We start from the raw sequence: 25,954 nt of genomic DNA, 5'->3' as shown, positions 1-25,954 counted from the left end.
AAATAAGATGGTTGTCGTTCTATGTAGATGCGCGACCAGACTGCAATAACGACAGAGGTTCTGACCTGCCTGATGTGATCGCTGGCCAGATCGCCGCTAAAAAGCAAAGAACAAAAGTGAGAACATAACCAAACACAAGCGAGGACCACGGCACAACCAACGGCGTGCTAACGCCCTCGAACCATTGATTACTGACATACCGGACTAATCCCAGACAGGTCCATCCGGTCAGTATCCCAAATGCTAAGCTTAGACCGCTGGCAACCAGCCCGATCATGATCGCTTCTGAAACGATAAGCTTGACCAAACCGAAGCGTCGTAAACCAACGGCTCGCAGGATGCCAAATTCCCAGCGTCGTGCGCGAACCGACGCCGCCATCGTATTCACAATTCCCAACGACACCACGAGAAGCGTGATCAGCGGAAGCCAACCCATTGCCGCAATTGCAGCGCCTCCACGACCCCGCATGCTTTTGCGAACATCTTCCAGCGATGTAACCTGCAATTCATCGCGTCCTAAGCCTCCGACGCGGCGTCCTGGCCCGATGCCTCCTGGTTCACGTGCTTCAGCCTGGACGGATGGTCCTGCGGCAACTAGCGACATGAGGTTCTTCTGCAATTGCTCGCCCGTCACGTCCGATTCAGGATCCAGCCAGAGATACTCGAGTACCGGTAAGGCAAAGTCTTCTCGAACTTCGGTTTCCGGAGCGAAAACAATCCCTGCAGTTCGTACGAAATGGCGTCGAAGCCCCGTGGTTTTCGTGATCCAGTTGGAACCAGGCATAGAAACGATGCCGGCGATTGTGTATTCGACCGGATCTTTAGGGCGATTAGGAGGAATCATCGTGATCCGATCGCCTACCTTCAGCCCAGCGAGACGATCAAACGTATCCGGCACCAAGCAATAACGCCCCTCTTTTAGTTTCGCGAGTGCTTCCTCTTGGTCGCCTTGCAGGAACGTAAGGTGAAACAGAGGATCGCTTCCGGAAAAAGCCTTTTCGCAATCGATCCCGATCAGGGAGACGTTGTCTTGTCGAACGGCCGAATCTCGTTCCGCCGCTTTGAGCGGATCGCCGACGAGTTTGGTTTGTTCGACGGCAATTTTTATACAACGCTCGGGATTAACTCCGTTCACCTGGGCGATCTGCTTAAACTGTTCGATCGGTAGACCGTTGGCGAACTTGACAATCGTGTCTGGCGTCCAACGTCCCGGCAGAAACCCTCCGAGCATGGAATGGCCCCACACCTGTGTTGCCGTATAAAGCCCCAGCCCCAGCATTAACGAGGCCGTAATTCCCGTGGTCCGCCACATGTTGGTACTCAGCTGGCTTTTGACCAGTCCTAGTTGAAGCCGCATTGTCACGGCGATCAGTGGACTACAAAGCCGTTCGACACCAAGTACAACGAGCGGAGCCAGTAGTGCAAAACCCAGGATAGTCGCCGGTGCGCCCAGTAACAGAATCAAGACGAATCGAAGCCGTTCGGGCATGGATACCGCATAGACCAGCACGGGATTGACGGCAATCAACAGCAAGCTGACTAGCGTGGCACCAACATACCACCGACTGTTCTTGGGACGGATCGGTGTTGGAGCCATCGCTTCCAAGGGACTAATGCGGGTTGCCTTCCAAATGGGAAACACCGAGGCCAAAAGCGCGCCGAGAAATGAACAGAGCCCCGTCAACAGTACGCTCGCCATTCCCAATTGGATACCGTTTGGGAACAAATCCGGAGTGGCATTGGCAAGTATCTGCAGCAAGAACCAACCACCGGCCATGCCTCCGACCCAGCCAAACATGGCCAGAACCAGGGCTTCGGCCAACACGAGCCAAGCAACTTGCGAGCGACGAAGCCCCACCGCGCGAAGCACGGCCATTTGTCGAGCGCGTTCATTGACCCCCATGCTAAGAGTCGTGAAGATAATGAACGCCGAGGCTAGGATCGATAGTGCCGTGACGAAATACGCTTGCTTCCGTGCCCCTTCTGCTTCAAATCCAGACGAAATCTTCGAGCGGATATCCTCCGTTCGAAGGAGTTCCACCGCCGGGCTGGCCGAAGCAATCGTTTCCTCTAACACGTCCGCTTTCTTGGAAGGCTTCAATCGAACCTCCAATAAATTCGCAGTATCTGCAACGCCGACTAGCCGGGAAACCAATTGTCTGGGCACGTAGGCTGCCAGCGACGCCGGCCCACGATTAACACCTCCAGGAGCTCCACCTTTTGTCCGCGTCATCGCGAACTCAACTTCAGCTTCAGGTTGCTGGACGATGCCAACCACATTCAGCTTGACGACTTCTTCACTTTCCGTGCGAAATTGAATTGCGTCACCCGGTTTCAACGAAAGCGCGTCCGCGACGCCGCTGCTAACGACGGTCTCGGTCTCGGTATTCGGATCAAGCCATCTTCCATCCAAAAGTGGATAGCGGGAGCCGGTGGAATTGGTACCTACAACACTTGGCCAGAATCGTCGCGGTGAGGAACCCCCATCTGGTAATGGATCGGCGCGACGGAACATCATTTTGAACTGGATTACCGGATTAGCCGACTCTACGGCCGGATGGTTCGACACGGCGGAGATTATCTCTTGCGAAATCCTCTGATCCGCATCTTTCGGCACAACGAACGTTGTGTAATTCCCCGCAAAGTCTTCTGTCTGTTCGTCGAATTGCGAAGCGATCGCCTCATAGGCGGAGACTACCCACAAAACGACCCCAATTGCAGAGATCATTGCCATGGCAGTTAGAAGAAAGCGAACCTTTTGCTGTCTCGCGTGGGCGAGAAATAATTTCCATGTCAGATTCATACAGCACCTACCGCGGCTTGGCCGGAGACAATTTCTTGATACCGAATCGCTAACGATTGGGCATCGGGGAACTGTTCAGCATGCCAATCGGAACAAACAACACCATCTTTCATCACGACAACCCGACCGGCCCAAGCCGCAACGGCAGGCTCATGCGTTACCATGACAATGCTTCGTCCTTCCTCTTGATTCAGCTCCTTCAGCAGAGAACAGATCGCGTTGCCGTTGCCCGAGTCAAGACTTCCTGTTGGTTCGTCCGCCAGGATAATCGCCGGATCCGCAACCAGGGCTCGAGCGATCGCCACTCTCTGTTGCTCGCCACCACTCATGGCGTCGGGGCGATGCCCGAAACGGTCGCCAAGACCCAGGCGATCGAGCAATTGCTTGGCTCTATCCTTCGCTCCCGCAGTTCCCCTTCCCCCTTCTGCCATGAGAGGAAGCATCACATTCTCCAGCGCGGTCAACGCTGCCACCAAGTTGAACTGCTGGAAGACCAGTCCGATTCGTCGACGCCGAAAATCCGTCAGCCTGGCGTCAGACAAGCTCGACAGTTTTTCTCCTTCCACCCAAACCGCACCTGATTCAGGTCGAGTTAGACCTGCCATGACGTGCAGCAGTGTGCTCTTGCCACAGCCGCTAGGGCCCATGATGGCAGTGAACTCGCCTTTTGAAACAGAGAGCGAAACGCCGTTCAAGGCCTTCACCAAGTTCGTTCCTTGGTGGAATGTCTTGACGAGGTCATCGACACGCAACGGAGTTGTTTGAATCGCTTCGTCCTGGGATATCTTCTCGCTAGACATACGTCGTCCTTCGATCAATCAGGATTTCGGTGGAGCTGCTTGGAAGAAATCACATCTGCGTGATTGCCGCTATGATTCAAATCAAAGAATCAATGACGCGGCTTTCGAGATGCATCTTCCTGGCGAGTAAAAAGGGAGTTCGTGAGGCCCAAATTCGGCGATTGGGGGAATCACGGCAGCGACTGAAGCGGAATGTTTCGTGACAAAAGTTATCCGAAACGCCTGTTCAGAAATTGCCTAATGGCTATGCCTAGCTGGTAGATATGGCTTGGCAGTCGCTATGAGAAACGCGATCTATTTCCCTTTAAGATATCGGGCATCGAATTAACTCGCAAGGCAGTCGTTAGCCAGTTAATGATATATATCGCTGACTGTGGCTACTCGGCTTAAGAACCGCTTCTTTCGATTTAGTTACTCTGCTTGCTAATTGCGTGCGAAGGGGATAGACTCGCTAAATAGACGTTATTGAGATACTGTCTCACCCGCCTTCACTCCGAGATCCTACCTTGGCAGAAGTAAAGTCGTCCGACATATCTGGGGCCACCGCGCAGCCCGTTCGCGATAAAAAACGCCGGGCATACTGGATGCGTACCATGATCCAATGGCACTGGATCAGTTCCGCCCTTTGCTTGATGGGAATGCTGCTGTTCACCATAACTGGGATTACTTTAAATCACCCCAGTGAGATAACCGTCGAGCCGGTAGTCAGAACGCTTTCTGCCGAGATACCACCTGACATGCTCACGTCGCTTAGTGAGCTTTCGATCGATGGCAACGCTCCGCTTCCTCCTGAATTGGCAGGTTGGCTCAGTGCTCAATTCGGGAAATCGATTGGCTCGCGAACTGCGGAATGGTCGGACGAAGAGATCTATCTGTCGATGCAAGGCCCCGGTTCAGATGCTTGGCTCGCGATCGATCGAACCAGTGGTTTCGTCGAATACGAACACACCAATCGCGGTTGGGTCTCTTATTTCAACGATTTGCACAAGGGACGCAACACGGGAACTGCCTGGAAGTGGTTTATTGATTTGTTCGCGGTCGCCACACTGATCTTCTGCATTACCGGCTTGTTTTTGCTGTATTTCCACGCTCGTCACCGTCGAATGACCTGGCCACTGGTGACTCTCGGTCTGATCTTACCATTGCTTTTGGCGATGCTGTTTATCCACTAAAGAAGCCTCAAATCTCCTTCAGGAGCTTATTTTCTATGCTGAGCAAACTGCCCCTTGCCCTTGTGACATTATGCTTTGTATTGCCTGTTGTTCATCGGGCAACAGCGGCTGAGATGGAGGTACGTGTCGAGATCCCCCGGCTGAATGTCTCAGAATACCACCGCCCTTACATCGCGGTCTGGGTTCAAGACGGAAATCGCAAAGTCGTCTCTAATCTGGCCGTCTGGTACCAACAGGATTCTGCTGGCGATGAAGTCGGCACGAAGTGGCTGCCGGATCTACGTCAGTGGTGGCGAAGAACAGGTCGAAGTCTTGACCTTCCAGTTGATGGAGTCAGCGGAGCGACGCGGCCGGCTGGTACGCACGAGTTAGAGTTTTCCCACTCGGACAAGCAGCTTTCTACTTTGAAACCCGGCAAATACACGCTCATTGTCGAAGCCGCTCGGGAAGTCGGAGGCCGCGAATTACTTGAGATTCCGTTCAGCTGGCCTAAGGACAAACCTTTTAAAGAAGAAGTGCGTGGTAAGGAAGAGCTCGGCAAGGTTTCGTTGACACTCAAACCGTAGTCATGCGAAAAGCACCTTGAACAACGATCAATCACCTTAACTTCTATTCAACACTTACTTTCCCTTTCAGGAGATATTCTCATGCTTCGTTCTTTCATTCCAGCGATCGCCCTGCTGGTCTGCCTTCCGCTGTCGGCCTTCGCCCATAAGGTTTGGTTGCTCCCATCGCAAACCGTCCTTTCCGGAGCGGAACCGCTGGTGACAGTCGATGCCGCGGTTTCCAATGACTTGTTCTACTTCAACCACTTTCCACTTCGATTGACCAACCTAGTGGTCACCGCACCAGACGGTTCGACCGTGGAAGCGGAGAACCAAGCCACCTTACGCTATCGTAGCGTGTTCGACGTGCCACTGAAGCAAGAAGGAACCTACCGGATTGCCGTCAATAATCACGGATTATTTGGTAGCTGGGAAGAAAACGGTGAGCGTCGTCGTTGGCGAGGCACACCGGAAACCTTCGCCACTGAAGTTCCTGCTGATGCTAAAAACCTGCAAGTCTCCGAAAGTGTTGGACGCGTCGAAACGTTCGTAACCAATGGGGCACCGACCGAAAAGGTCTTCGACACCGATGGTAAGGGAATCGAACTGGTTCCCGTAACGCATCCGAACGATCTGTACGCAGGTGAGAAAGGGACGTTCCGCTTTTTGGTGGATGGAAAGCCAATGGCTGGCCTGAAGGTCGAAGTCATTCAAGGGGGGACCCGTTACCGGGACGCTCAGGAAGAAGTTCACGTAACGACCAACGCCCAAGGTGAATTCACCGTCGAGTGGAAGGAGCCAGGCATGTACTGGTTGGAAACATCGGCCCAGGATAGCAACACCCAAATCCCGCAAGCGCAGAACCGGCGTCTGAGCTACGCAGCGACTGTTGAAGTCCTTCCGCAGTAGGCAATCGGAAAATTGACTTAGATGCGGCCTGGTGTTCATTTAGAACATCAGGCCGTTTGCGTAGACGTTCCAGCGTTGGTGAAACGATTCCCAACATAGTCGATCAAAAGGATCACTAAGATTGACACGCCTGCGACTGGTAAGATTACGGTGCATGCGGCAATCAACAGCCATCCCCACCGAGGCATCGAGCCCTCTACTGGCCGGCGAGGAAAGCCCGTCCGCCCTTTTGGTCGGCGCTGCCACCACATCCAGATGCCGGTGACGACCATCGCCATCAGGCCAACGCTGGTGACCAGAGCAATGATCTTCTTTGGCATGCCAAAGATCTGCCCCATGTGAATTAAAACCGTCAGCAGACGCACCTTATATAGCGGCGGCACTTCATCAGGGCCCATGCTGTGAAGCATTTCACCGGTGTTTTGATCGATGGCGACCATCTTGTCGGTGTTCTTAACTATCACTTTTCTAGCGGACTGTCAGACGGGGCAGGTGGACTGACACGACGTGTCTGGGGAAACGCAAATTGCAAGGCCTCGATCATCGCCGGTGGGACGACCGTGCCATGGTTTTCCCCCTCAAACTCCAAGTACTTAACCGTCAACTGTTTGGCCTTCAGTTCTCTGAGACGATTAGCAAAATCCAAAGTCGTGCCAAACCTCTTGCTCGCTGGTGTTGGAGCCAATGCAGCTGCGGGCCCTTCATCTTGACTTAGTTCCAACTCACCAACTTCAATCAACAGCTGAACGGGGGAGCTCAAGCGATCAACCTGTGTGGTAAAAGCCTGTTCCTCTGCAAGGAGTGCATAATCGTTCCACCATCCACTTGGGCTGATCGCGATATAGCTTTGGAACGCTTCGGGTCGCGTAAAGAGCACATGCATCACGAACAGACCTCCAAACGAATGACCAACAATGGCTTGATTAGAGGAGTTTGCCGAATACTTTTTGGCAATCAACGGCTTGAGCTCACTCTGAATAAAGTCCAGAAACAGATCGGCGCCACCTGATTCCGGCCAACCTCTTCCGCCTCGAGACGGAGGCAGATTCTCGGCGGATGCTTTTGTTGTGAGATCGAATGTACGACGCTGCATGTCGAACGGACCATCAATCGGATAGCCAATTCCAACAACGATCCCCCCGCGATTCGCTCCCCGCGAACCAAGTCGATTCAAGCTCGCAGCCAAAGAAAAGTAGCCGTTGGCATCTAGCACATATAGGACGGGAAAACCGGAAGCTGGCGGATCGCCAACGGGCTTCGCCACAAAGATGCGATACCCTATTCCACTCTTCGATTTCAGATCGAAGACCTCAGTGTTGGGAATCTGATACTCCCCTGCAGATACTCGCTCGGCGTTGACAGGATGTACCTCTTGTGCCAACCCCTTTTGTTCTGCCTGGAGTCCCAGCAGAACAAAAGCAGCACAAACCGACAATTTCCATAACGGAGTAGATTGCATAGATCGTTGTTCTAACCGCCACCTAAGGAGACTCAGTATCATGTGATCGACTGACGGTATCCCAGAATACTCGAAGACGCAAGTAGCAATGCGCAAAGCTACTCTAGCTTCTCGATTTGGTCACGCCTGGTATAGCCCATTGAGAACTAGTGATGATGTGCTTTGAACCCAAACCGATTGGAAAATCACATGTCGCTTGAAACGACTTGCCTGTCGATTGTGCTGACACCACATTTGTAAACGTGAAGAACACGAAACGGAAACAGGACTTCGTTTTCACGAGAAAAGAAACGTCATTACGGACATGACAGCCGAAGAAGCTTGTTCCTTTGACTGCCGCGGAACAGTAAATGCTTCTGTGAGAAGTACGTTTCGCGGCATTTCCATTTCTAGTCTCGACCAGAGGGGATTTGGTTGTATTACAACATCCCGAATTGAGTATGGCTTTCGATAATTTTAAGTGCTAGTGGATTTCCCCTCTTGCGGGAACTCCTAATTTAAATAAACTGAAATCGTAATTGATACGTAGTATCAGCTACCTTCTTATTGAGACTAGCTTGCCATCGCATCTCGCGACTAGCCCGCGAACGTCGAAGACGAAGTCGCATATGATTCCCGCTGAAGTCGGGAATATCGAGTCGCCGTAAGCTTCCGTTGGTGATTGCCACCTAGATCGCTTCATCTGCAAATTAAGGCAGTTTTAGCACTAACCATAAGCTGCTCCCTCCCCCATATCTTTCATTTCAAGCTGTCTCCCCGATTCGGGTCAGGCACGAAAGGATTGAGCTTTGATGAAACGTCGTAGTGCGTTTACGTTAGTTGAACTTTTGGTCGTGATTGCGATTATTGGCGTCCTGATTGCCCTGCTCTTGCCGGCTGTCCAACAAGCACGGGAAGCGGCACGACGGATGTCTTGCTCGAACAATTTGCGGCAGATCGGATTGGCACTCCATAACTACGCGTCCACCTATCAGGAAATGTTTCCGAACAATGGTTGGCCCCCGATTCCTGCGGGATACCCCAATGATTTTTCCCCATTGGCGAAGCTTCTGCCAATGATTGAACAGGAGAATCTCCAGAACCTGATCGACTTCAACATCTACATGGGACACCCGGCCCTTGCTGACTTGCCGACAGCGCTGCATCCGGCCGCTGGCACTCCTGTTGATTCATTCCTCTGCCCTAGCGATCCTGGCAATGCGGTAAGCACACTTACCATGCAAAGCGGAGCGACCATTCAAATCGCTGGCAGTAACTATGCCATGAATGTCGGCAGTGGTGGTGATGGTGTGTTTCATCCAGGGAATGGAACTGCAAACGACGGGCTATGTTGGGTTGCGTCAAAGATTCGATTTGCATCGATCACCGATGGAACCAGCAACACCTTAGCGTTTACCGAGTCAACCAAAGGCAATGGCACTCCGCCTACAGCGACGACGCCTGCGCCCGATTTCCGGAAATTTAGTGCCGACGGTACGGTAGATACGGCAACGGTAAACGATGCCCTAGCCAACGGCTATTCGTCAATTCAATCCGACATTTCTGGCTGGCGTGCAGATCGCCAGCAGTATTGGCTACGCGGAAGCGTCCCCAACGGCCCCACCATCAACGGTTCATTCCCTCCGAACTTTGCTTGTCCCGACTTGGTGACTGGCTCGTCAAAGGCAACCGCCGCGCGAAGCTATCACCCCGGTGGCGTCTTGGCGAATTTCGCCGATGGCAGCGTCCGCTTTTTACCCGATACTGTCGACATGACGACCTATCGAGCCTTGTGGACACGTGCTGGCGGCGAAGTCGCGAACCTATCGAACTAGCACGACGGTTTTCGTCCCCTTACATAAGAACGCCGCGCGGCCATGCGCGGCGTTTTTTATTTCATGGAGCCCCCTCTTGGGCCTAGGTACTCAGGGAACTTTACGTATTCCACTCTAAATCCCACGCTCTAGCTGAGGTCTAACAAAGACGTACGGCTACTTGGCCTTGGTCATCCGTAATCAGGCATCCTCTCGATTGACGAGGGATGCTGCCTCCGTAGGACAAGTTGATTTGATTGAAAGAAGGCAGGATACAACCACTTTTCAAATGTGATCGCTCCCGTGGTGAATAGACTTACGCCCCCATCTCTTGCCGAACCCAATTCTCTATGCTTGAAAGAGCCGATAACACGCAACCGGCTTATTATTTGAGTGGTTGTCCTGGTTTTGTATGGGAAAGAATCTTGACGCGGAGAAAAGCACGGCCTCGATTGTTCGCTGGTATTCTGATCGCGAATTCATTGGCTGATACCTACCGGCGAAACGAACCCTGGTGGCTTTAACGCCACCACCGAGCAGTCAATTTGATCGAGTACTGTTTCCGCCGTGTTGCCGATGAGCAGCCCTTGAATCCCGCTTCGGCAGACAGTTCCCATCACGACAACATCAAAGCTCTGCCTGGCAGCAAGCCGAGAGATCTCTTCGGCAGCATCTCCTTTGAGCAGGTGTACACGTTGTATCTTTGATCGAAATGGTTCTATTAAATCGTTCAGTGCAGTTTCGTGTCGGCGGCGGATCTCTGCGCCAACTCCTGCCACCTCGCTATCCGAAAATCCACCGCGTCCGTGCAATCGACGCTCGTGATGAAACGGCCAGACATGTACGACATCAAGCTGAGCATGCTCGATCTCGGCCAAGTAACTGGCCCATCTAAGTACGTCAACATTCAATTGATTGTGCTCAATAACATCGGCAAATGGAGCTGGATCGACGGCCGCCAGAATACGGTCGTGGGACGAACGTGTAGCCGGTTTTTCAATCCATACCGGACAGGGACACTTGCGTATCAATTGTCGATCAAGATGCCCCAACAGGACATGGCGAATGCCGTACGACGATTGGGCTGATTTCATCAAGAGGTCATAACCATGAGTAACGACCTGCTGCAAAATCCCCTCGAGAGGACGACCGCGGACCGTATGACAGTGCGCCGCAACTTGGCTATTCGCTGCCACCTCAAGCGTTTTATCGAGTGACTCTTGTTTTGCCTCATGCTCTGAGTATGCGGACAAAGAAAATCCGAGGGAGGCGATCAGCGTATGCAATCGATCGGGCATTTCCTCTAACGTATTTAAAATCGCAAGTCTCGCCTGCGAGTCTTGGCAAAGGCGAATTACTCTTTGAAATGCAAGCTCATCGGCCGCCTGATCTGTTTGAAGCCAGCCAATCTGATTCCACTTCTTAGTAATTAATTCCGTCATAATTCACCTACAAAATCGCTCGTCATTATTGGTTCACACTCGCCATACTTTGATGCTCTAGCCAGGCACACGGGCTATGCCAAAAGCCAACGAGCCAGGGAAAAATAAATTGTTAGTGTTGCCATATCGGTCGAAGCAAGCGCAATAGGGCCTGCGGCTACTTGCGGCTCGCATCGAAAGAATCGCAGTAAATTGGGTATGGCAACACCAATCGCTGCGGCGAATACAACGCCACCAAGGATCCCACCAAATAAACATGTCACCACGTGAATCTGCCCAATCCACACGATGGCTACCGTTGACACAACGGCCGCACTGGCAGCTCCCAGCAGCATGCCGGTAACCATCTCGGCACGCGTCTTTCGAAAGATCGAGAGCAAAGAAGGCCGTCCTCCACGAAGAGCCTGAAGAGCGAGGCTGACCGATTGAATACTAACACTTTCCGCTAACGCCAGAACGACCGGGATAAACAGCGCTAACGCGACAACTTCCTGAAGTTCAGCTTGGAAAATCCCAGAGATAAATGCCGCCAGTACGCCTCCCAGGATATTGGTCAGCAGCCAAGGAAATCGCGACTTAAAGGCGACCGACGGGGACGTTTGACGCGAATCGGTTAGATGAACCCCAATCAGCTGAAACAGATCATCATTGCCTTCGCGGCGATCCAGGTCATTCAGTTCATCGGTATAAAGCTCAACATCTACCGCTCCAATCAATTGATGCGATTCATTGACAACTGGGAAAGCTAGAAGTCGGTGAAAGATGAAGAATTCACAGACATCGAGTACTGTTGCCGTATGAGGAACGGCAATGACTTCCCGCACCATGATGTCACGAATTCGTTTTTCGGGGGAATTCAGCAGGAGTCTCCTTGTCGGTACAACACCCTTAAGTTGCCCTTGATCATCCAGCACGTAAAAATAGATGATCCGTTCACTAGGTGGCGTTTGCCGGATGGTCGAGAGGGCATCTTCAATCGTTTGATTGACGTTTAGCCGTGCCAAATCTGTTTTCATATGCAACGCTACGGGGTCGTTAAGACGCTCTTGGACGGTATCGAAGGCCAACATATCTTTTCCTGTGTTCGTACTTAATGATTCCGTGCAAAAACGAATATGTCGCCTTGGTTGCCCTATCAAGATCATCGCTACTCCCCCGGTTGCTACGCCCAACGCGACGATAACCAGTACCGGGTCAAACGCGTGGCCGAGTTTCCACGAGACGCAAAACTTAAGTGCGACCGTTATTAATGCTGCGACACCGCAGGCATTCCACCAGCTCATGGGTGACAAATTCTCCAGGGAGCGTCTAAGCTCAGCGCCACTTTATAGATCGCCACTTATGCTGGTGCTTGATTTATCGCGGCAACAAGCCAGATCCCATGCTGCAACGCATCAGAGCGTGAGCGAAGTAAATGGCAAATGGGCTCATTAACCACGCTGCAGTAGAGGGCATTTCCAATAAGGCGAGGGAGGTAGAAACCATCCTCCCAGAGAAAGATTAAAATCGCCAAACACAGAAGAGAGCCTGAGTCGACGGGCCCACAACACACTGATCAAGATACACACGTGTTGTACTGACTTGCGAAACTGTCCGGCAAAATGAGAAACAGCCGGATCCAACCAAAGATTCAGTGGTCAGCCTTCGAACCTTTGCATAGCTGGTCGGAAACGATGGCGGACAAAGTATCGAATCCTCACTGCAGGGCGCGGCAGGCTTTAAAGCCGTGGGCACTTGGCGACCTACCACCATCAAAGTGGAAGCAATTCCTGTCTTATGGTGACTGGCAATACCACTCTGACAGAAGTCGACCGCAACTAACGTGGAACCCACGATAGCTAGAAGCTGAAATACGACCGTAAGCAAACTTTGCAAGTTCGACACCCTCTGGAAGACCAGTGTGCAAAATACAGAAACAGTTGCCCCATGCCCACAGAAATTACTACAGAGGCTGGAGAATTCCCTATTTTTGATGACGTTTTATCCTGACAGTTACTAATGCTGAAGTATCCAATCACCTCATCTCGGATCCATCGTCTTTAGCGAAACCGGCTATTCAATTTGCTTGTGGATCTGTCTTGGCAACCGACAAAACTTGCTAACTTTTCGATAGCCCTAAACTTTCGCCAAGCGTTTGGCGCTAGAACGCTGGCTAAATAAGACAGCATCTCTACGGTAATCCAAGCCAACTTCAAGTCAGTTTCCACTTCGCATAGCCTGCCGACAGATCAAACACTTCCGATCTATTTTTGTCGACATTATCGACCACTTTATGCGATCCAATATTTGACTAGGACATTTCCTAAAGCCCATTAAAACTTTGTTGTGCGGGCCAAAATCCTTACAAATCCTGCCTAGTATTTCATTCTTGTCTATGAGTTGACCGAACAAACTCGATGTTTTTGTCGACAAAACCATTGCTGACTACAGAATTAAGTGTATTCTGTAGTCAGACATTAACTGCTAAGAGATCACCGCTAGAAAAGGACTCGCTATGAATCATCGATTCCTCCCCCCCATACTTATTCTGCTCTTCGCTCAGATAACGCTGGCAACAGGACCTGAATTAGTATTGACCCAAGAAACCGAAAGCGGGAATCCACGCAACTCTGAAGGCGCCTTCATAACACTGAACGACGGTCGCATTCTCTATGTCTACACGCGATTCTTAGGCAATCATTCGGGAGACGGTGCCCAGGGTTATCTGGCCAGTTGTGTTTCCAGTGACTATGGGCTGACCTGGGATGAAAACGATCAGCCGCTGTGTCCAAAAGAAGGTAAAGAAAACGACATGTCGGTTTCGCTCTTGCGACTCCAAGATGGGCGAATCGCGTTGTTCTATCTGGTGAAGAACTCCATTCAAGACTGCCGTGCACGCATGCGGGTCAGTTCTGACGAAGGAAAAACGTGGAGCGACTCGATTGATTGCATGCCGGGTGAGCAAAATTACTACGTCGTCAATAATGACCGAGTCATTCAGACTCAATCAGGCCGTCTGATCATGCCTGCCGCCGGACACATGCGGGATGGCAAGTGGCACGGTGCCGCAGACATTGTCTGCTTCCTTTCAGACGATGCAGGTAAGACGTGGCGAAAGGGAAAAGAATCGTTGGTCGGTCAGCGCGAGAACGGAACCCGGTTCATCACTCAGGAACCAGGCGTGGTCGAGCTGAAGGATGGCCGGATCATGATGTGGATTCGGACTGACCTGGGGGTGCAAGGGGTTTGCCATTCGAGTGACGAAGGAGAAACGTTCACGCCGATTGAACCTTGGAATCTTCGCAGTCCGCGTTCTCCGGCATCGATCAAACGTATCCCCAAGACGGGCGACCTGCTGGCGATCTGGAACGATAGTCCAACGAATCAGCGTTCACCCTTAACGTCGGCGATTTCTAAGGATGAAGGCCAGAGTTGGAAATTCCTCAATACGCTCGAGGCCAATCCCCAGGGATGGTACTGCTATACCGCGATACACTTCACCGGTGACCATGCGTTGCTGTCGTACTGGGACATGGCCGACAAGAAAATTGAGACCAAAGTCTTGCGGGCTCCGATCGAGTGGTTCTATTCCTCTGCGAAGTAGGTTTGGCCAGCGGTTACTCCTTTTCAGTATTTGTTGTTTGAACCCTTAGCCCGGCAAGAGATCCCATGGCAACAGTCACACACAATGGTGGTTCCCGCGTTACGACGCGGCAAAAGTGTTACGACGTGCTCCGCCGCATGTTGATTTGCGGTCAAATTGCACCCGGTTCTCGCTTGCCAGAGATCGAGTGGTCAGAGCGACTAGACGTTCATCGCGGCGCCGTGCGAGAAGCGATGGTGCTGCTCGAGCACGACGGTTTGTTGCGGGCCGGTGAAAAAGGAGGGTTCTTTGCTCCGCTGTTGGGTGATTTTGAAATAGAGGAAATCATTGAGGCTCGATCCGTGCTGGAGACTGGAGCCCTCAAGCTGATTGCCCAGCGGAAACTAGCGAAAGAAGCCTTTCAGCCGATGCTCGAACTGTGCGAGACAATGCAGCGTCTGCACGATGCAGATATCGAGTTGGGATTTTGCGAAGCGGACTTCATGTTTCATCAGGCCTTGGTTGCTTTAAGTGGCAATTCTCGCCTGATTCAAATGCATTCCCATTCCGCCCAACTCATATTCAACCTTTCTGTGGTCGACACGCTCGATGTCATACGTCAAAAGCGAAGTGCTACTCTCACCGATCACCGCGAGATTGCGGGGATGGTTGTTTCTGGCGATATTCCATCCGCCACGATGCGTTTAGAGAATCATTTAGAAACGGCATGCAAAGAATTTTTATAGCCTGCCGATTCCCCGCCCCAAGCCCCCTCATCATGCAATCCCTTTTCCTATTCGTTGTCTTGGAGCATATCCACTATGTCTGTTATTTCTCGTACACACGGTCGTCACCACGCAGGCTTTACCCTGGTGGAATTACTGGTCGTGATCGCCATCATTGGAATTTTGATCGCGCTTCTCTTGCCAGCTGTTCAGCAGGCGCGAGAGGCCGCCAATCGCATGTCGTGTTCAAACAAGCTCAAGCAACTTGGCTTGGCCCTGCACAACTATCATGACACGCATTTGAAATTCCCTTTCGGGCGAAGTGGTGCCCCCGAAAATTCATCAGTCCCTAGCCCGCAACTTGTCAATTCTCAGATGTGTATCACAACACTTCTGCCTTTTCTCGAGCAGCGAGCGTTGTACGACACCATTGATTTTAACCATGGTTTCTCGGATATCGAAAATCGTTTCATTTATTCTCAGCCGGTCGAAGCCGTTTTGTGTCCGAGTAATCCACAGAACGAAGGAATTGCGTATACGGCGAACATCGCAGGCGAAGATGATGCCTGGTGCACCCATTACGTACCGATTGCCCATAGCGGTCGAGATGGAACGCAGGCGCGAGATGAGACGAGTTCGGTGGGGTATGACAAGGATGGTATGTTCTTTCTAAACTCGAAAACGGCTTTTCGTGACTTGGTAGATGGGACGAGCAACACGTTGGCGTTCGCCGAGAGTGTCGGCAACGGTCCTGGTTCGCACTACGTATGGGGCTGGGGAGCCTATAGCGGCGGCATGGCCACAAGTAGTGGTATTAATGCGAACTTCCCACTGCTCAGCGGGTGGGCCTTCTCGAACGATGCATTCAACGGTCCGGGCAGTTATCACCCTGGCGGTTGTCAGTCGCTTTTAGGGGATGGTTCGGTCCGTTTTATCTCCGAGAACATCCAACTCGATACCCTCTTGGACCTCACGACTATCAACGGCGGCGAAGTCATACAAGAGTATTAACGAAGTGTTCGCTTGCCACGGCTCATCGGCCAGTGGCAAGCCGTTCCCACTTCAATTCTACAGAGACCTTATTGAGTTATTGAATGCCATGAAATACGCATTATCGTTTGCATGCCTGTTGCTGTGCTCTTTGGGATGCTATTCCTCAAATAATTCCGAACTGATTTCTATTCAAGGGACCGTGGATTTCCAGGGCTCACCGGTCAAAGAAGGGGTCGTGCAGTTCATCCCGGCTCAAGGGGTGAAGGCTCCAGCACGCACCGCTCCAGTCGTCGATGGAAACTACGAGTTAAACGGTCGTTTTGGCCTGATGCCGGGAACCTACAACATCAAAATTGAAGGGTACGAAGGAAAGGATGTGCCGTTGAGTGATCCAACCCAAACGGTGACACCGCGACGGCAGATCTTACCTCCCAAGTACAACCAGAAGACAGAGATCGCCCCTGTTATCGTGACTCTCGACGATCGATCGTTGAATCAAGACTTTCAGTTGAACTGACACCGTAACAAAAACGACGGGACTTTCGTTTTATGAAGATTAACGTTTCGACGTTGTTTCCTAGCTTCCTGTTTTGCTTGTCGATGGTCTGTCCGATCTGCGTCGAAGCTAAGGAACCGTCCTCGGGTTGCGTGACCATCGTCAGCCGCGAGGTTTCGGAAACGGCATCCCCTTTTTATCGTGCGATCTATGCCGATACGGAAGCCGATCGGCTGACAAGTTCCACTTGGCAATCGGATGACAACGGCCAGTCGTGGCGTCCTATTAGGTCGCATCATAAGTTGTCGCATGGGTTGCCGGACGGCTATCGACGCAACCCGACAACTGCGGTTCTTGATCGCGAGAAAAACATTTTGCTTTCGATCGTCAATTCGCTCGATACGCCTAAACTGAATCCAAAGATTGCTGAACCGCCGATTGCCCAGAAAACGTATTACTTGCGTTACCGTGTTTCCGAAGATGGAGGACGCACCTGGCTTTGTGATGATCCGATAGTCGAAGAGGGAGCGAAGTATGACGCAAAGCATCCTTTCGATGATCTGTGGATTGGTAAGAACGCGGTTTACCTGGGGGACAATGGTTGTGCCCCTATCGTCACCCAGAGTGGCCGCGTGCTCGTGCCAGCCCAAATGACGATCGTCGATGACCAAGGAAATTTAGTGAAACCACCCAAGGCTCACACTTATACTGAAGCGGTTGTCCTGCAGGGCCAATGGCAGAAGGATGGTCGTCTCGCGTGGACTTCCTCGGAGCGAGTTGCGGGGGATGTCTCGCAAACGTGTCGAGGCCTGATTGAACCGACCATCGTGCAGGCTCCTGACGGACGCATCCTCATGGTAATGCGCGGCAGCAATTCGCATGATCCTAACGTGCCGGCCAGCAAGTGGATGAGCTTTTCGGAAGATGAAGGGCAAACATGGAGTCACCCTCAACGATGGACCTACGATGATGGGACTCCTTTTTACTCTCCCAGCAGCATGTCGGTGCTAATGCGGCATAGTTCGGGACGCATGTTCTGGATTGGCAATATTACACCAGAAAACGCGTCGGGAAATCTGCCTCGGTTCCCGCTTGTTTTGGGAGAAGTCGATCCTCAGTCGTTGATGCTCATTCGCTCGAGTACAGTTATTATCGACCAAAAAACACCACCAGACGCCGATCGAGGCCGACTTGATTTATCGCACGTGCACTTGATGGAAGACCGTAAATCAGGCGAATTGATTTTGACCTATCCTCGCGCTCATCAGAGCTACCGAGAACGTGAATATGTCTTGGCTCGACTTCGTTCTCAGCCCCTCGCGATCCCGTAATTCCTACGCTTTACCACGGAGTCGAATTCTTTAAATGTCAACACGACTAACATCCGCGATTTGCACTCCCCTCCATTCGCACGGAGAGCTTCACGTCGATGGCCTCTTGACTCATGTCGTAGCACAGTTAAACGCTGGAATCGACGGGCTCTTGGTGGCCGGTACGATGGGGCTAATGCAGCTTCAAACCGATACTACCTACGAGCAATTGATTGATGTAAGCAGTTCGGCAGTCGCTGGCCGCTGCGAATTGTGGGTAGGTGTCGGTGATACTAGCTTTGCACGAACGCTTGCCCGAATTCGGACCGCGCAGAAGTATTCCCTCGATGGACTTGTCGTGCTGACACCGTACCTGATGAAATTTTCGCCAGAAGAGCTTCGTCGTTATTTCTGGCAATTGGCCGATGCTGCTCAGCGACCGGTGTTTCTCTACGACCTGCCGGGGCTAACAGGGACTGAGTTGTCGATGGAGTTGATCGCACAGGTTGTCCAGCATCCCAATATTCATGGCCTGAAGTGCACACGAAGCTGGGAGTGGACGGTCGATCTGTGGAATCGATTTGGCGATCTTACACGAGTGGTTCCGGCACAACCAGAACGTGTAGCCGATCTGATCCGGCTTGGTGTGCCGGACAATCTTGACGGCTTGTTCGCCTTGTTCCCGAATCATTCGAGGGCATTGGCAGACGCGGCTGATCGAGGTGATTTCGACGAAGCCGACCGCATTCAAGCCGAACTGTCGGCATTCCTTCCGATTGCTCGCGAGGTTGGACTGTTTGGTTCGGTCACAGCAGTTCTCAATGCAATGGGAATCGCTGGCGAAATGGCACCGGAACCTTATCATCGTCTTGATGACCAGCAGAGAGCCCACTTATTGTCGCAAACGGCAATTCAACAGCTGATCGAGGATGAAATGAAATTATCCTTAACACAGCCCAGTTCGTAACAGCTTTTGTGAATCGATGATATGAATTGGAAAAGAATTGGGGCAATTCTGGTAATGACTCCTGGTATTGCCAGCGAGTTGTGGGCGCAAGAAGTTGTTGCCACTAAGCAAGCGGATCCGGTTTCTTTTAGTTGGATCAATTGGGTTGTCTTGGTCGCCTATTTAGCCGGAATGATCGGAGTGGGGATCTTCTTCTCTCGCCGAGAATCGGATAGCCGTGACTTTTTTTTAGCCGGGGGTCGTATCCCGTGGTGGGCGGCCGGGCTGTCCATATACGGTACGCAGTTGTCAGCGATTACCTTTATGTCGGTGCCTGCGTTGGCACTAACCCAGGGGGGCAATTGGACCAGGCTGGTAGGTAGCTGGACGATCTTGCTGCTCGCCCCGTTGATCATTTTCTTCTTTCTGCCATTGTTTCGCAGGCTCAACGTACAAACGGCCTACGAATACCTGGAATACCGATTCAACGTGATCGTTCGCTGGCTGGCGAGCCTAACGTTTATCTCGTTTCAGGTGGGACGTATGGGAATCGTCCTGCTACTTCCTGCAGCAGCGATTTCTGCGGCTACCGGAGTCAACGTATTGTTGGCGATTGTCGTGATGGGAGTCCTGGCAACCACCTACACGGTGCTCGGCGGTATTGAAGCGGTGATCTGGACCGATGTGGTACAGGTGGTCGTTTTGATCGGCGGAGCCATTCTTTGCCTGGGAGCTTCCATCTGGGCCGTGGGCAGCCCCGCAACGGCATGGGAGATGGCCTACTCCGCCGACAAAGTCACGCTGTTTGATTGGTCGACATCGCTCGATGCTCCCACGAGTTGGGTGCTGTTTATCGGGTTCTTTTTCATCAACCTGGTCTCATATACGACCGACCAGACGGTCGTTCAACGATACTTGACTACCAAGGACGAGACGGCATCTGCTAGGAGTATCTGGCTCAACGCGATCATGGTCATACCTACGGGGATCTTATTCATGGCGTTGGGGACTTCGCTGTGGGTTTTCTACGAAGTGCATCCCGAACTAGCCACTCCGGAAAGTGCCGATCAAATTGTTCCTTGGTTCATCGTTCGCGAGCTTCCGGTGGGGGTGGCAGGCCTGGTGATTGCTGGAATCTTTGCCGCTGCGATGAGTTCGCTCGACTCGAGCATGAACTCGATTGCTTCGGCGATCGTCAACGATTTTTGGTTGCGGGTTAAAGGAGAGGCCACCCCGCATCAGGAACTACGAATTGCCCGGATTCTAACGTTGATTATTGGTGCATTAGGAACCGCGATGGCATTGATCATGGGGGTGTTGAATATAACCTCACTGTTCGACTACTTCAATTTGATGATTGGAATGCTAGGCGGAGGACTGGCGGGCATTTTCTTGCTTGCCGTTTTCACAACCCGAACGCACTGGATAGGAGCGATTGTCGGGCTGATTTCTGGTGCCATTGCTACGGGGATCGTCCAGTTTGATACCTCGATTCATGTCTATTTGGCCGGCGCTGCTGGCACGGTTACCTGTTTCATCGTGGGATATTTGTCGAGTTGGGTTATTCCCTGCACTCGGAATGATCTCGCCGGCTTAACGATTCATACCATGCGTCGTCCGCAATCTCAGCCGCAGGAAGAAGTGGCATGCCCTCCGTCGATGAAGGTCTCAACCAGATGACCGTTCCGAGAATCACCATCCAAGGCAATCAAGACGGTCCGACTCTATTGATTATCGCCGGAATCCATGGCGACGAGTACGAATCGATCGAGGCGGTTCATCGCCTTGCTGAAATGGTGGATCAATCTGCATTGGTCGGAAAGGTTGTCCTGGTGCCGATCGCCAATCGTCCGGCGTTTTCTCGGCAAAGCCGAATTGGCGACGACGCGTTGGATCTCGCGCGGACGTTTCCCGGGCATGCTGAGGGAACTTCTACGCAACAGATCGCTTTCGAGCTAACCAGGCTGATTGAAGAGGCTGATTTCCTGATCGACTTGCACACCGGTGGCCAAGCGTTGGAGATTGCTCCATTGGTGGGCTATATGCTGGTTGCCGATCAAACCGTGCTCGATCGTCAGCGCCGAATGGCCCAGGCTTTCGGTTTGCCGATCATTTGGGGGACAACGCCGCAGCTGGAAGGCCGGTCACTTTCGGCTGCTCGTGACGCCGGTGTCACGGCCATTTATGCCGAGTGGGGCGGCGGTGGAGGCTGTCAACAAGCAGGCGTCGAAGCATACATAGCAGGCTGCTTGCGTGTGTTGGCCGCTATAGAGATGCTGCCTGGGCATGTAGAGTCCCAGGAGGAACGACCATTTGTGGTCGAAGACGATCGAGAACAGAGCGGTCATCTTCAACGGAATTATCCGTCTCCGCACGCCGGACTCTACCGAGCTCTCATCGACCTTCAAGCTTCCGTGTTGCCAGGCGACGAACTCGGATATTTGTTGGATGTCGATACGCTTCAGAAAACGGTAATCCGTTCATCCCAGAGTGGGCAACTCATTACGCGGCGAATACTGCCGGCTGTAAATCCGGGAGACTGCTTGGCCGTCATCCTGGAAAACGCGGAGCTACAGTGAAAGGAATTCCTCGATGACGAACCGTCCTGTCGTATTGATCACAGGTGCCTCACAAGGGTTGGGAGCAGCTACAGCGTTGGAGTTTTCTCGAAGTGGCTACGACTGTTTCCTCGTCGCACGCAATCGTCCAAATTTGGAAGCGGTCGCTTCCCTGATCACGACTGATGGTGGCAACGCTGCCGTTTGCGCTGGGGATCTTGGTGACCTGAGCTTTGCCCAGGCTTCAGTACAGCAGTGTCTGTATAAGTTTGGCCGGATAGATGTGTTGGTCAACAACGCCGCATGGCGCAGGATCGGCACGATGCGACAGATGGAACTCGACGAATGGGAAACGACGCTTCGTATCTGCCTGACGGCTCCGGCGTTTCTGGCCAAGTGGTGCGGCGAAGCAATGCAAGCAGCGCAGAGTGGAGTCATTTTGAACGTTTCAAGTATTCAAGCAAATTTGGCTCCTGGGATCTGCCCCGCATATGTGGCAGCCAAAGGTGGGCTCGATGCATTAACGTACGAATTGGCGGCGCTCTACGGTCCCTACGGAATTCGTGTCTTAGGACTCAACCTGGGAGCCATCGATACGGAAATGAGTGCGGACTACGTTGCCGAGAATGGTGACAACCTGAGTCAAGACCTACGACGTTTCGCAGAAGACATGATCCCGCTGAGACGTTTTGCTGAACCGCAGGAAATGGCGAGAAGTATCGTGATGCTGGCAGATAACCGAGCGAGTTATATGACCGGGACTTGCCTGGAAATCGACGGTGGTTGGAGTCACCAAGCCACGCCCTACTCTTTAAAACATCGACAATTCCCGCAGGAGTTTTCCAAGTAGATGCGACTTGAATCACTAACAACAAGCTTGCCATTGACTTTGGGTGAGGGAAATACACCGCTGCTACGTTCTCGCAGTATTGGCCCCGCTTTGGGATTGACCAATCTCTTCTTTAAACTCGAGTCGTTAAATCCCACAGGATCATACAAGGATCGATTCGCCTCGGCAGCGATCACCGACATGGCAGCCCAGGGAAAGCGTCACGTGTTAGCGACTTCCAGCGGCAACACGGGTGCCGCGTTGGCCGCTTACAGTGCTGCTGCGGATATGAAGTGCACAATTGCCGTGGTGGATGGGGCTCCAGTGGGAAAGCTGCATCAAATGATGGCCTATGGAGCCGACATTCAAAAGGTTCGCGGTTTTGGTCTCGATGCGGAAATAACGCAAGGGACGTTCGACTTTCTATTACAAGCTGGCAGCCGAACGGAAACGCAGTTGCAAATTAGCGCCTATCAATATAGTCCTACCGGCATGCAAGGCGTGGAAGCCATTAGTCACGAAATCGTCCAGCAATTGGGCGTTCTCGGCCAACACGCCGATCATGTTTTCAGTTGTGCCGGTGGTGGTGGTCTTACGTTAGCCGTGAGTCGAGGGTTCCAAACGCTGATGAACCAGGGGATAAGATTACCCTGCGTGCACTGCATTCAACCATCGGGTAACAACACGATTGCCGGTCCCCTGCGCAATGGCAAACTACGTGCACAATCGGTTGCGTGCACTTCTAAGATAAGTGGCTTGCAAGTGGCATCGGTCATTGATGGGCACGAAGTGATCGCCGCATGCCGTGCGTCGAAAGGAACAGGCGTGCTGGTCGAAGATGAAGCCATCTATCAAGCCCACCGAGAACTTTGCCAGGCGGAAGGAATCTTTTCAGAACCGGCAGGCGCAGTTCCCTTGGCTGGCCTCAAGCAAGCGGTCGCTGAAGGCTGGGTTTCCTCAGATGAGACGGTAATCTGCTTGGTAACGGGAACAGGATTCAAGGACCCTGCCTCGGTCGAGTCGATGTTAGCGCCGGTGACTTGTAAAACCGTCACACTTGAACAATTCAAAGCGAATGTGAATGATATCTACGACACCTAAATGGATAAACATGAACAAAGTAAAACGAAAACGAACAACATGGTGCATCTTGAATTGTATCGTGTGCGCTTTAACGTCTACGACGGTTTTCGCTATCACGACGGAAGATCGCGACAGCACGCGTCTGGCATGTCTGCAGGTCCTGCGCGAAGGCCTGACAAGTGATCAGTTTTGGCCATCGATGCATGCCGCAGAAGCATTGACCATGGCTGGTCATGGCGAAGAAGTTATTAATGCCCTGTCGGGGAAACTTGAAATGACCAACGACGATCAGCACCGCTGCGGCCTTGCCCGCGAGTTGTATCGCGCCGGAGACAAGAACGCCTTGGCGGTGTTCAACGAGGTCCTTACTTCGCAGAACACGCATGGTCATGGGCATGCATGTGAGTCCCTTTTTAAGGTTGGTCAAACAGGGGACCAGCGGCTGTTGAAGCCCTATTTCACAGATGACTCAGAGCCGATCAAGCAGTTACTTGCTGCGGCAGCGCTGGCAAATGGAGACACGAAGCTCGCACTGCAGAAGATCAGAGATCTGGTCGAGGCAAAGGATGACAAGGTTGCCGGAATCGCTGCTTGGATTCTGACCGTGCATGGAAATGCAAATGACATCGATCGATTACGCATGCGCATGGTGGCCATAGAACGACCTCAACACAAAATATTCTTCACCGTAGCATTGGCTGTCCTAGGGGACCAAGCTTCCATTAATTCACTCCAAGAGGAACTCGATTCCCAGGATACGGCGATACGCACTTATGCAGCGGAATTTTGTGGAAGAGCAGGGATTCACGAATCACATGAAGCATTGACAACTTTATTAAAGGACGAAGAAGTCGACGTACGAATTCGGGCGGCGCAATCCCTGCTGTTATTGGAAAATCGCTGAGGTATCAGGTCGATCAAAAATACGTTCGAATCGCATCGGTAATGTTATAAGATTCATCCACCAAGGGGATAAGCTTCCACTTATCGAAAGTGGTACATGGATGCGAGATACCTAATGCAACCAAATCGCCAGGTCTGAGGGGTGAGCTGTCTGGCAAATCGACCAAAGCGTGTTGATCATTCAGAGAACGCACAGAAGCCTGGGGATCGATTGCCTGAGGAGCATCATGCTCACCGGGACGGAACCATTTCTCTAACTTGGGAAGGCCTGCGTCGAAAGAGCAGTCTCGCTTACCAAAATTGAGAATGGCCCGTGTTGGTTCGGGGCGCGACTGGACATAGGCCCACAGTTCCAACGCAGGCTGAAGCCCTTGCTGCAAAGGGCTTGGATCGGAGGAGCGGCCAAGCATTTGCTCTTGAAATGCCTTGTAGATGCCTGAGTCATGCGTCAGGTAGCACCCACTTCGGAGAAGTATCTCAGGTTGCTGTTCAAAGGGAAAACAATCTCGTGCCTCAATCACTAGATCGAAGAAGGCAGATCCGCCGGCGCTAATAATGGGATGATCGGTATTTAAGAGCCCTTGCTTACCGCAAGCGTTGGCAATTTCGCAAAGCTGTTTAAGGTATTGGCGGACCAGTGACTCTGTCTCTTCTACGGTGCTTCCTGAGATTAGCCCCTCGAACCCTTCGATCCCCCGCAATCGCAATTGAGGAGCGTGCTGGCGAAGTTCTGTCGCTACTTCCAGTGCTTTGGCAAGTTCCCGTACGCCCGTTCTTCCCCCGGCGATTCCGACTTCGAGCAATAATTCGATCGGACGCTGAAGCTGACAGCTTTTTGCCGTATCGGCCAGTAAGCGAACTGTTTCGAGGGAATCAACTAGGCACATCAGCTCGAATTGATCGTCCTGCTTAAGTTGCGTCACGATGAATTCCGCAGCCGGCCGGCCGATGATTTGATTCGCCAACAAGATCTTCGAGAAACCAAAATGCCGAGCAACGGCAACCTGTTGGGGAGTCGCGAGCGTAATGCCTTGCGATCCATCTTCTAACTGCTTGGCGAACAGTTGAGGCGCCATGGTGGTTTTACCATGGGGATAGAGTTGGGCCCCTGTTTGCCTGAGGAAGTGCTTCATCCACAAGCGGTTGTGGTTTAACTCTGGCTGTTTAATGACAACCATCGGCAACGAAAGGTCTTCGTTGAGAAGGTTCCATCCATGCTCCCCAATCTCACTTAGGCGAAAGGGAGAGATTCCCCCGGGTATTCCCTTGTAGCGATCATCAATCCAAGAGTTTTCAATACGACCTAGATTCATTGTGGGTGGGTCTTAGAGATCGTGGTTTGGTTGCGGAAGACTACCGGTGATATGCAGCAGCCAATTATCGTGACATATGGCGTCGATATTCTGGTCATTATATCATCCTCACTGAGAAGTTCGGCGAATCGCTGCAATTCGGCGATTGAACCCTTATCGTACGTGGAAGGTTCGGTTCCTAACCCCTTATTGTCCTTGCGATGGGTCTAAAACCCTCGCCTTCAGGCGAAACCTTTAGGTTCTTCCGTTTCCGGATAAAATCAGGGGATGGAAAATTACCGTACCAGTTCGCACAGTCGTTTTGATATCAAGT

Annotated in this window: 23 protein-coding genes; 16 read left to right on the top strand and 7 right to left on the bottom strand. The window is 52.1% G+C overall.

Annotated elements, in window-relative coordinates; translation table 11 throughout:
• Nucleotides 1-19 precede the first annotated feature (19 nt).
• Together HOV93_RS23745 and HOV93_RS23740 are read right to left on the bottom strand one after the other, a co-directional pair.
• A complete protein-coding gene (locus tag HOV93_RS23745) occupies nucleotides 20-2,803 on the bottom strand; it encodes an ABC transporter permease (protein WP_207399051.1) in 2,784 nt (927 codons plus the stop codon).
• Nucleotides 2,800-3,603: an ABC transporter ATP-binding protein gene (locus tag HOV93_RS23740; RefSeq protein ID WP_207399050.1), complete on the bottom strand. Its 804-nt coding sequence runs from the start codon at nucleotides 3,601-3,603 to the stop codon at nucleotides 2,800-2,802. Before HOV93_RS23740 ends, HOV93_RS23745 begins: the two co-directional genes overlap by 4 nt.
• 530 nt (nucleotides 3,604-4,133) lie before the next feature.
• Between HOV93_RS23740 and HOV93_RS23735 the strand changes: the two genes are divergently transcribed.
• The 3 genes from HOV93_RS23735 to HOV93_RS23725 all read left to right on the top strand — a co-directional run bounded on the left by HOV93_RS23735 (nucleotide 4,134) and on the right by HOV93_RS23725 (nucleotide 6,229).
• Entirely contained in the window at nucleotides 4,134-4,775 is a 642-nt protein-coding gene (locus tag HOV93_RS23735) for a PepSY-associated TM helix domain-containing protein (protein WP_390814355.1), read from the top strand.
• Nucleotides 4,776-4,810: 35 nt separating this feature from the next.
• The gene (locus HOV93_RS23730) at nucleotides 4,811-5,341 is read left to right on the top strand and encodes a DUF2271 domain-containing protein (RefSeq protein WP_207399048.1); all 531 of its coding nucleotides are present in this window, start codon (nucleotides 4,811-4,813) and stop codon (nucleotides 5,339-5,341) included.
• Nucleotides 5,342-5,422: 81 nt separating this feature from the next.
• Nucleotides 5,423-6,229 (top strand): DUF4198 domain-containing protein, encoded by an 807-nt coding sequence (locus HOV93_RS23725; protein ID WP_207399047.1) that lies wholly within the window; start codon nucleotides 5,423-5,425, stop codon nucleotides 6,227-6,229.
• Nucleotides 6,230-6,276: 47 nt separating this feature from the next.
• On the opposite strand, the gene HOV93_RS23720 is transcribed toward HOV93_RS23725, so the two are convergent.
• A complete protein-coding gene (locus HOV93_RS23720; RefSeq protein ID WP_207399046.1) occupies nucleotides 6,277-6,669 on the bottom strand; it encodes a PepSY domain-containing protein in 393 nt (130 codons plus the stop codon).
• 20 nt (nucleotides 6,670-6,689) lie between these two features.
• Nucleotides 6,690-7,688 carry an alpha/beta hydrolase gene (locus HOV93_RS23715; RefSeq protein ID WP_207399045.1) on the bottom strand — a complete coding sequence of 333 codons (999 nt, stop codon included), beginning with the start codon at nucleotides 7,686-7,688 and terminating at the stop codon, nucleotides 6,690-6,692.
• A 791-nt stretch (nucleotides 7,689-8,479) separates the two neighbouring features.
• Here HOV93_RS23715 and HOV93_RS23710 point away from each other — a divergent pair.
• Nucleotides 8,480-9,502: a DUF1559 family PulG-like putative transporter gene (locus HOV93_RS23710; RefSeq protein WP_207399044.1), complete on the top strand. Its 1,023-nt coding sequence runs from the start codon at nucleotides 8,480-8,482 to the stop codon at nucleotides 9,500-9,502.
• Between the two features lie 458 nt (nucleotides 9,503-9,960).
• On the opposite strand, the gene HOV93_RS23705 is transcribed toward HOV93_RS23710, so the two are convergent.
• Nucleotides 9,961-10,923, bottom strand: coding sequence for a universal stress protein (locus HOV93_RS23705; RefSeq protein WP_207399043.1), 963 nt, complete (start codon nucleotides 10,921-10,923; stop codon nucleotides 9,961-9,963).
• Between the two features lie 74 nt (nucleotides 10,924-10,997).
• Complete coding sequence (locus HOV93_RS23700) at nucleotides 10,998-11,993, bottom strand: magnesium transporter (protein ID WP_207399042.1); 996 nt, start codon at nucleotides 11,991-11,993, stop codon at nucleotides 10,998-11,000.
• A 45-nt stretch (nucleotides 11,994-12,038) separates the two neighbouring features.
• Between HOV93_RS23700 and HOV93_RS26250 the strand changes: the two genes are divergently transcribed.
• The 12 genes from HOV93_RS26250 to HOV93_RS23645 all read left to right on the top strand — a co-directional run bounded on the left by HOV93_RS26250 (nucleotide 12,039) and on the right by HOV93_RS23645 (nucleotide 24,329).
• On the top strand, nucleotides 12,039-12,173 hold the full coding sequence (locus tag HOV93_RS26250; protein WP_261358657.1) for a hypothetical protein: 135 nt from the start codon (nucleotides 12,039-12,041) through the stop codon (nucleotides 12,171-12,173).
• Between the two features lie 1,244 nt (nucleotides 12,174-13,417).
• On the top strand, nucleotides 13,418-14,506 hold the full coding sequence (locus tag HOV93_RS23695) for a sialidase family protein (RefSeq protein ID WP_207399041.1): 1,089 nt from the start codon (nucleotides 13,418-13,420) through the stop codon (nucleotides 14,504-14,506).
• A 65-nt stretch (nucleotides 14,507-14,571) separates the two neighbouring features.
• Nucleotides 14,572-15,231 carry a GntR family transcriptional regulator gene (locus HOV93_RS23690; RefSeq protein WP_207399040.1) on the top strand — a complete coding sequence of 220 codons (660 nt, stop codon included), beginning with the start codon at nucleotides 14,572-14,574 and terminating at the stop codon, nucleotides 15,229-15,231.
• Between the two features lie 75 nt (nucleotides 15,232-15,306).
• Nucleotides 15,307-16,221, top strand: a complete 915-nt coding sequence (locus HOV93_RS23685; protein ID WP_207399039.1) for a DUF1559 domain-containing protein — start codon at nucleotides 15,307-15,309, stop codon at nucleotides 16,219-16,221.
• Nucleotides 16,222-16,309: 88 nt separating this feature from the next.
• Nucleotides 16,310-16,720, top strand: coding sequence for a hypothetical protein (locus HOV93_RS23680; RefSeq protein WP_207399038.1), 411 nt, complete (start codon nucleotides 16,310-16,312; stop codon nucleotides 16,718-16,720).
• A 32-nt stretch (nucleotides 16,721-16,752) separates the two neighbouring features.
• Nucleotides 16,753-18,030 (top strand): sialidase family protein, encoded by a 1,278-nt coding sequence (locus HOV93_RS23675; RefSeq protein ID WP_207399037.1) that lies wholly within the window; start codon nucleotides 16,753-16,755, stop codon nucleotides 18,028-18,030.
• A 34-nt stretch (nucleotides 18,031-18,064) separates the two neighbouring features.
• Complete coding sequence (locus tag HOV93_RS23670; RefSeq protein ID WP_207399036.1) at nucleotides 18,065-18,976, top strand: dihydrodipicolinate synthase family protein; 912 nt, start codon at nucleotides 18,065-18,067, stop codon at nucleotides 18,974-18,976.
• A 21-nt stretch (nucleotides 18,977-18,997) separates the two neighbouring features.
• Complete coding sequence (locus HOV93_RS23665) at nucleotides 18,998-20,635, top strand: sodium:solute symporter (RefSeq protein WP_207399035.1); 1,638 nt, start codon at nucleotides 18,998-19,000, stop codon at nucleotides 20,633-20,635.
• Nucleotides 20,602-21,534, top strand: coding sequence for a succinylglutamate desuccinylase/aspartoacylase family protein (locus tag HOV93_RS23660; protein ID WP_207399034.1), 933 nt, complete (start codon nucleotides 20,602-20,604; stop codon nucleotides 21,532-21,534). Before HOV93_RS23665 ends, HOV93_RS23660 begins: the two co-directional genes overlap by 34 nt.
• A 13-nt stretch (nucleotides 21,535-21,547) precedes the next feature.
• On the top strand, nucleotides 21,548-22,363 hold the full coding sequence (locus tag HOV93_RS23655) for an SDR family NAD(P)-dependent oxidoreductase (protein ID WP_207399033.1): 816 nt from the start codon (nucleotides 21,548-21,550) through the stop codon (nucleotides 22,361-22,363).
• Nucleotides 22,364-23,443, top strand: coding sequence for a pyridoxal-phosphate dependent enzyme (locus tag HOV93_RS23650; RefSeq protein ID WP_207399032.1), 1,080 nt, complete (start codon nucleotides 22,364-22,366; stop codon nucleotides 23,441-23,443).
• Between the two features lie 181 nt (nucleotides 23,444-23,624).
• Nucleotides 23,625-24,329 (top strand): HEAT repeat domain-containing protein, encoded by a 705-nt coding sequence (locus HOV93_RS23645; protein WP_207399031.1) that lies wholly within the window; start codon nucleotides 23,625-23,627, stop codon nucleotides 24,327-24,329.
• Nucleotides 24,330-24,342: 13 nt separating this feature from the next.
• On the opposite strand, the gene HOV93_RS23640 is transcribed toward HOV93_RS23645, so the two are convergent.
• The gene (locus tag HOV93_RS23640; RefSeq protein WP_207399030.1) at nucleotides 24,343-25,641 is read right to left on the bottom strand and encodes an amino acid deaminase; all 1,299 of its coding nucleotides are present in this window, start codon (nucleotides 25,639-25,641) and stop codon (nucleotides 24,343-24,345) included.
• Nucleotides 25,642-25,954: the final 313 nt, after the last annotated feature.

The organism is Bremerella alba (genome assembly GCF_013618625.1).
GTDB lineage: Bacteria > Planctomycetota > Planctomycetia > Pirellulales > Pirellulaceae > Bremerella > Bremerella alba.
This window is presented reverse-complemented; position numbering and strand designations above follow the sequence as displayed.

What these genes read in the sequence shown, in the direction of transcription:
- HOV93_RS23730 (WP_207399048.1), top strand. Translation starts at nt 4,811, where the DNA reads ATGCTGAGCAAACTGCCCCTTGCCCTTGTGACATTATGCTTTGTATTG.
- HOV93_RS23655 (WP_207399033.1), top strand. Translation starts at nt 21,548, where the DNA reads ATGACGAACCGTCCTGTCGTATTGATCACAGGTGCCTCACAAGGGTTG.
- HOV93_RS23680 (WP_207399038.1), top strand. Translation starts at nt 16,310, where the DNA reads ATGAAATACGCATTATCGTTTGCATGCCTGTTGCTGTGCTCTTTGGGA.
- HOV93_RS23640 (WP_207399030.1), bottom strand. Translation starts at nt 25,641, where the DNA reads ATGAATCTAGGTCGTATTGAAAACTCTTGGATTGATGATCGCTACAAG.
- HOV93_RS23745 (WP_207399051.1), bottom strand. Translation starts at nt 2,803, where the DNA reads ATGAATCTGACATGGAAATTATTTCTCGCCCACGCGAGACAGCAAAAG.
- HOV93_RS23740 (WP_207399050.1), bottom strand. Translation starts at nt 3,603, where the DNA reads ATGTCTAGCGAGAAGATATCCCAGGACGAAGCGATTCAAACAACTCCG.
- HOV93_RS23675 (WP_207399037.1), top strand. Translation starts at nt 16,753, where the DNA reads ATGAAGATTAACGTTTCGACGTTGTTTCCTAGCTTCCTGTTTTGCTTG.
- HOV93_RS23690 (WP_207399040.1), top strand. Translation starts at nt 14,572, where the DNA reads ATGGCAACAGTCACACACAATGGTGGTTCCCGCGTTACGACGCGGCAA.
- HOV93_RS23700 (WP_207399042.1), bottom strand. Translation starts at nt 11,993, where the DNA reads ATGTTGGCCTTCGATACCGTCCAAGAGCGTCTTAACGACCCCGTAGCG.
- HOV93_RS23665 (WP_207399035.1), top strand. Translation starts at nt 18,998, where the DNA reads ATGAATTGGAAAAGAATTGGGGCAATTCTGGTAATGACTCCTGGTATT.
- HOV93_RS23645 (WP_207399031.1), top strand. Translation starts at nt 23,625, where the DNA reads ATGCATGCCGCAGAAGCATTGACCATGGCTGGTCATGGCGAAGAAGTT.
- HOV93_RS23715 (WP_207399045.1), bottom strand. Translation starts at nt 7,688, where the DNA reads ATGCAATCTACTCCGTTATGGAAATTGTCGGTTTGTGCTGCTTTTGTT.
- HOV93_RS23670 (WP_207399036.1), top strand. Translation starts at nt 18,065, where the DNA reads ATGTCAACACGACTAACATCCGCGATTTGCACTCCCCTCCATTCGCAC.
- HOV93_RS23705 (WP_207399043.1), bottom strand. Translation starts at nt 10,923, where the DNA reads ATGACGGAATTAATTACTAAGAAGTGGAATCAGATTGGCTGGCTTCAA.
- HOV93_RS26250 (WP_261358657.1), top strand. Translation starts at nt 12,039, where the DNA reads ATGTCGCCTTGGTTGCCCTATCAAGATCATCGCTACTCCCCCGGTTGC.
- HOV93_RS23650 (WP_207399032.1), top strand. Translation starts at nt 22,364, where the DNA reads ATGCGACTTGAATCACTAACAACAAGCTTGCCATTGACTTTGGGTGAG.
- HOV93_RS23720 (WP_207399046.1), bottom strand. Translation starts at nt 6,669, where the DNA reads ATGGTCGCCATCGATCAAAACACCGGTGAAATGCTTCACAGCATGGGC.
- HOV93_RS23695 (WP_207399041.1), top strand. Translation starts at nt 13,418, where the DNA reads ATGAATCATCGATTCCTCCCCCCCATACTTATTCTGCTCTTCGCTCAG.
- HOV93_RS23725 (WP_207399047.1), top strand. Translation starts at nt 5,423, where the DNA reads ATGCTTCGTTCTTTCATTCCAGCGATCGCCCTGCTGGTCTGCCTTCCG.
- HOV93_RS23685 (WP_207399039.1), top strand. Translation starts at nt 15,307, where the DNA reads ATGTCTGTTATTTCTCGTACACACGGTCGTCACCACGCAGGCTTTACC.
- HOV93_RS23710 (WP_207399044.1), top strand. Translation starts at nt 8,480, where the DNA reads ATGAAACGTCGTAGTGCGTTTACGTTAGTTGAACTTTTGGTCGTGATT.
- HOV93_RS23660 (WP_207399034.1), top strand. Translation starts at nt 20,602, where the DNA reads ATGCCCTCCGTCGATGAAGGTCTCAACCAGATGACCGTTCCGAGAATC.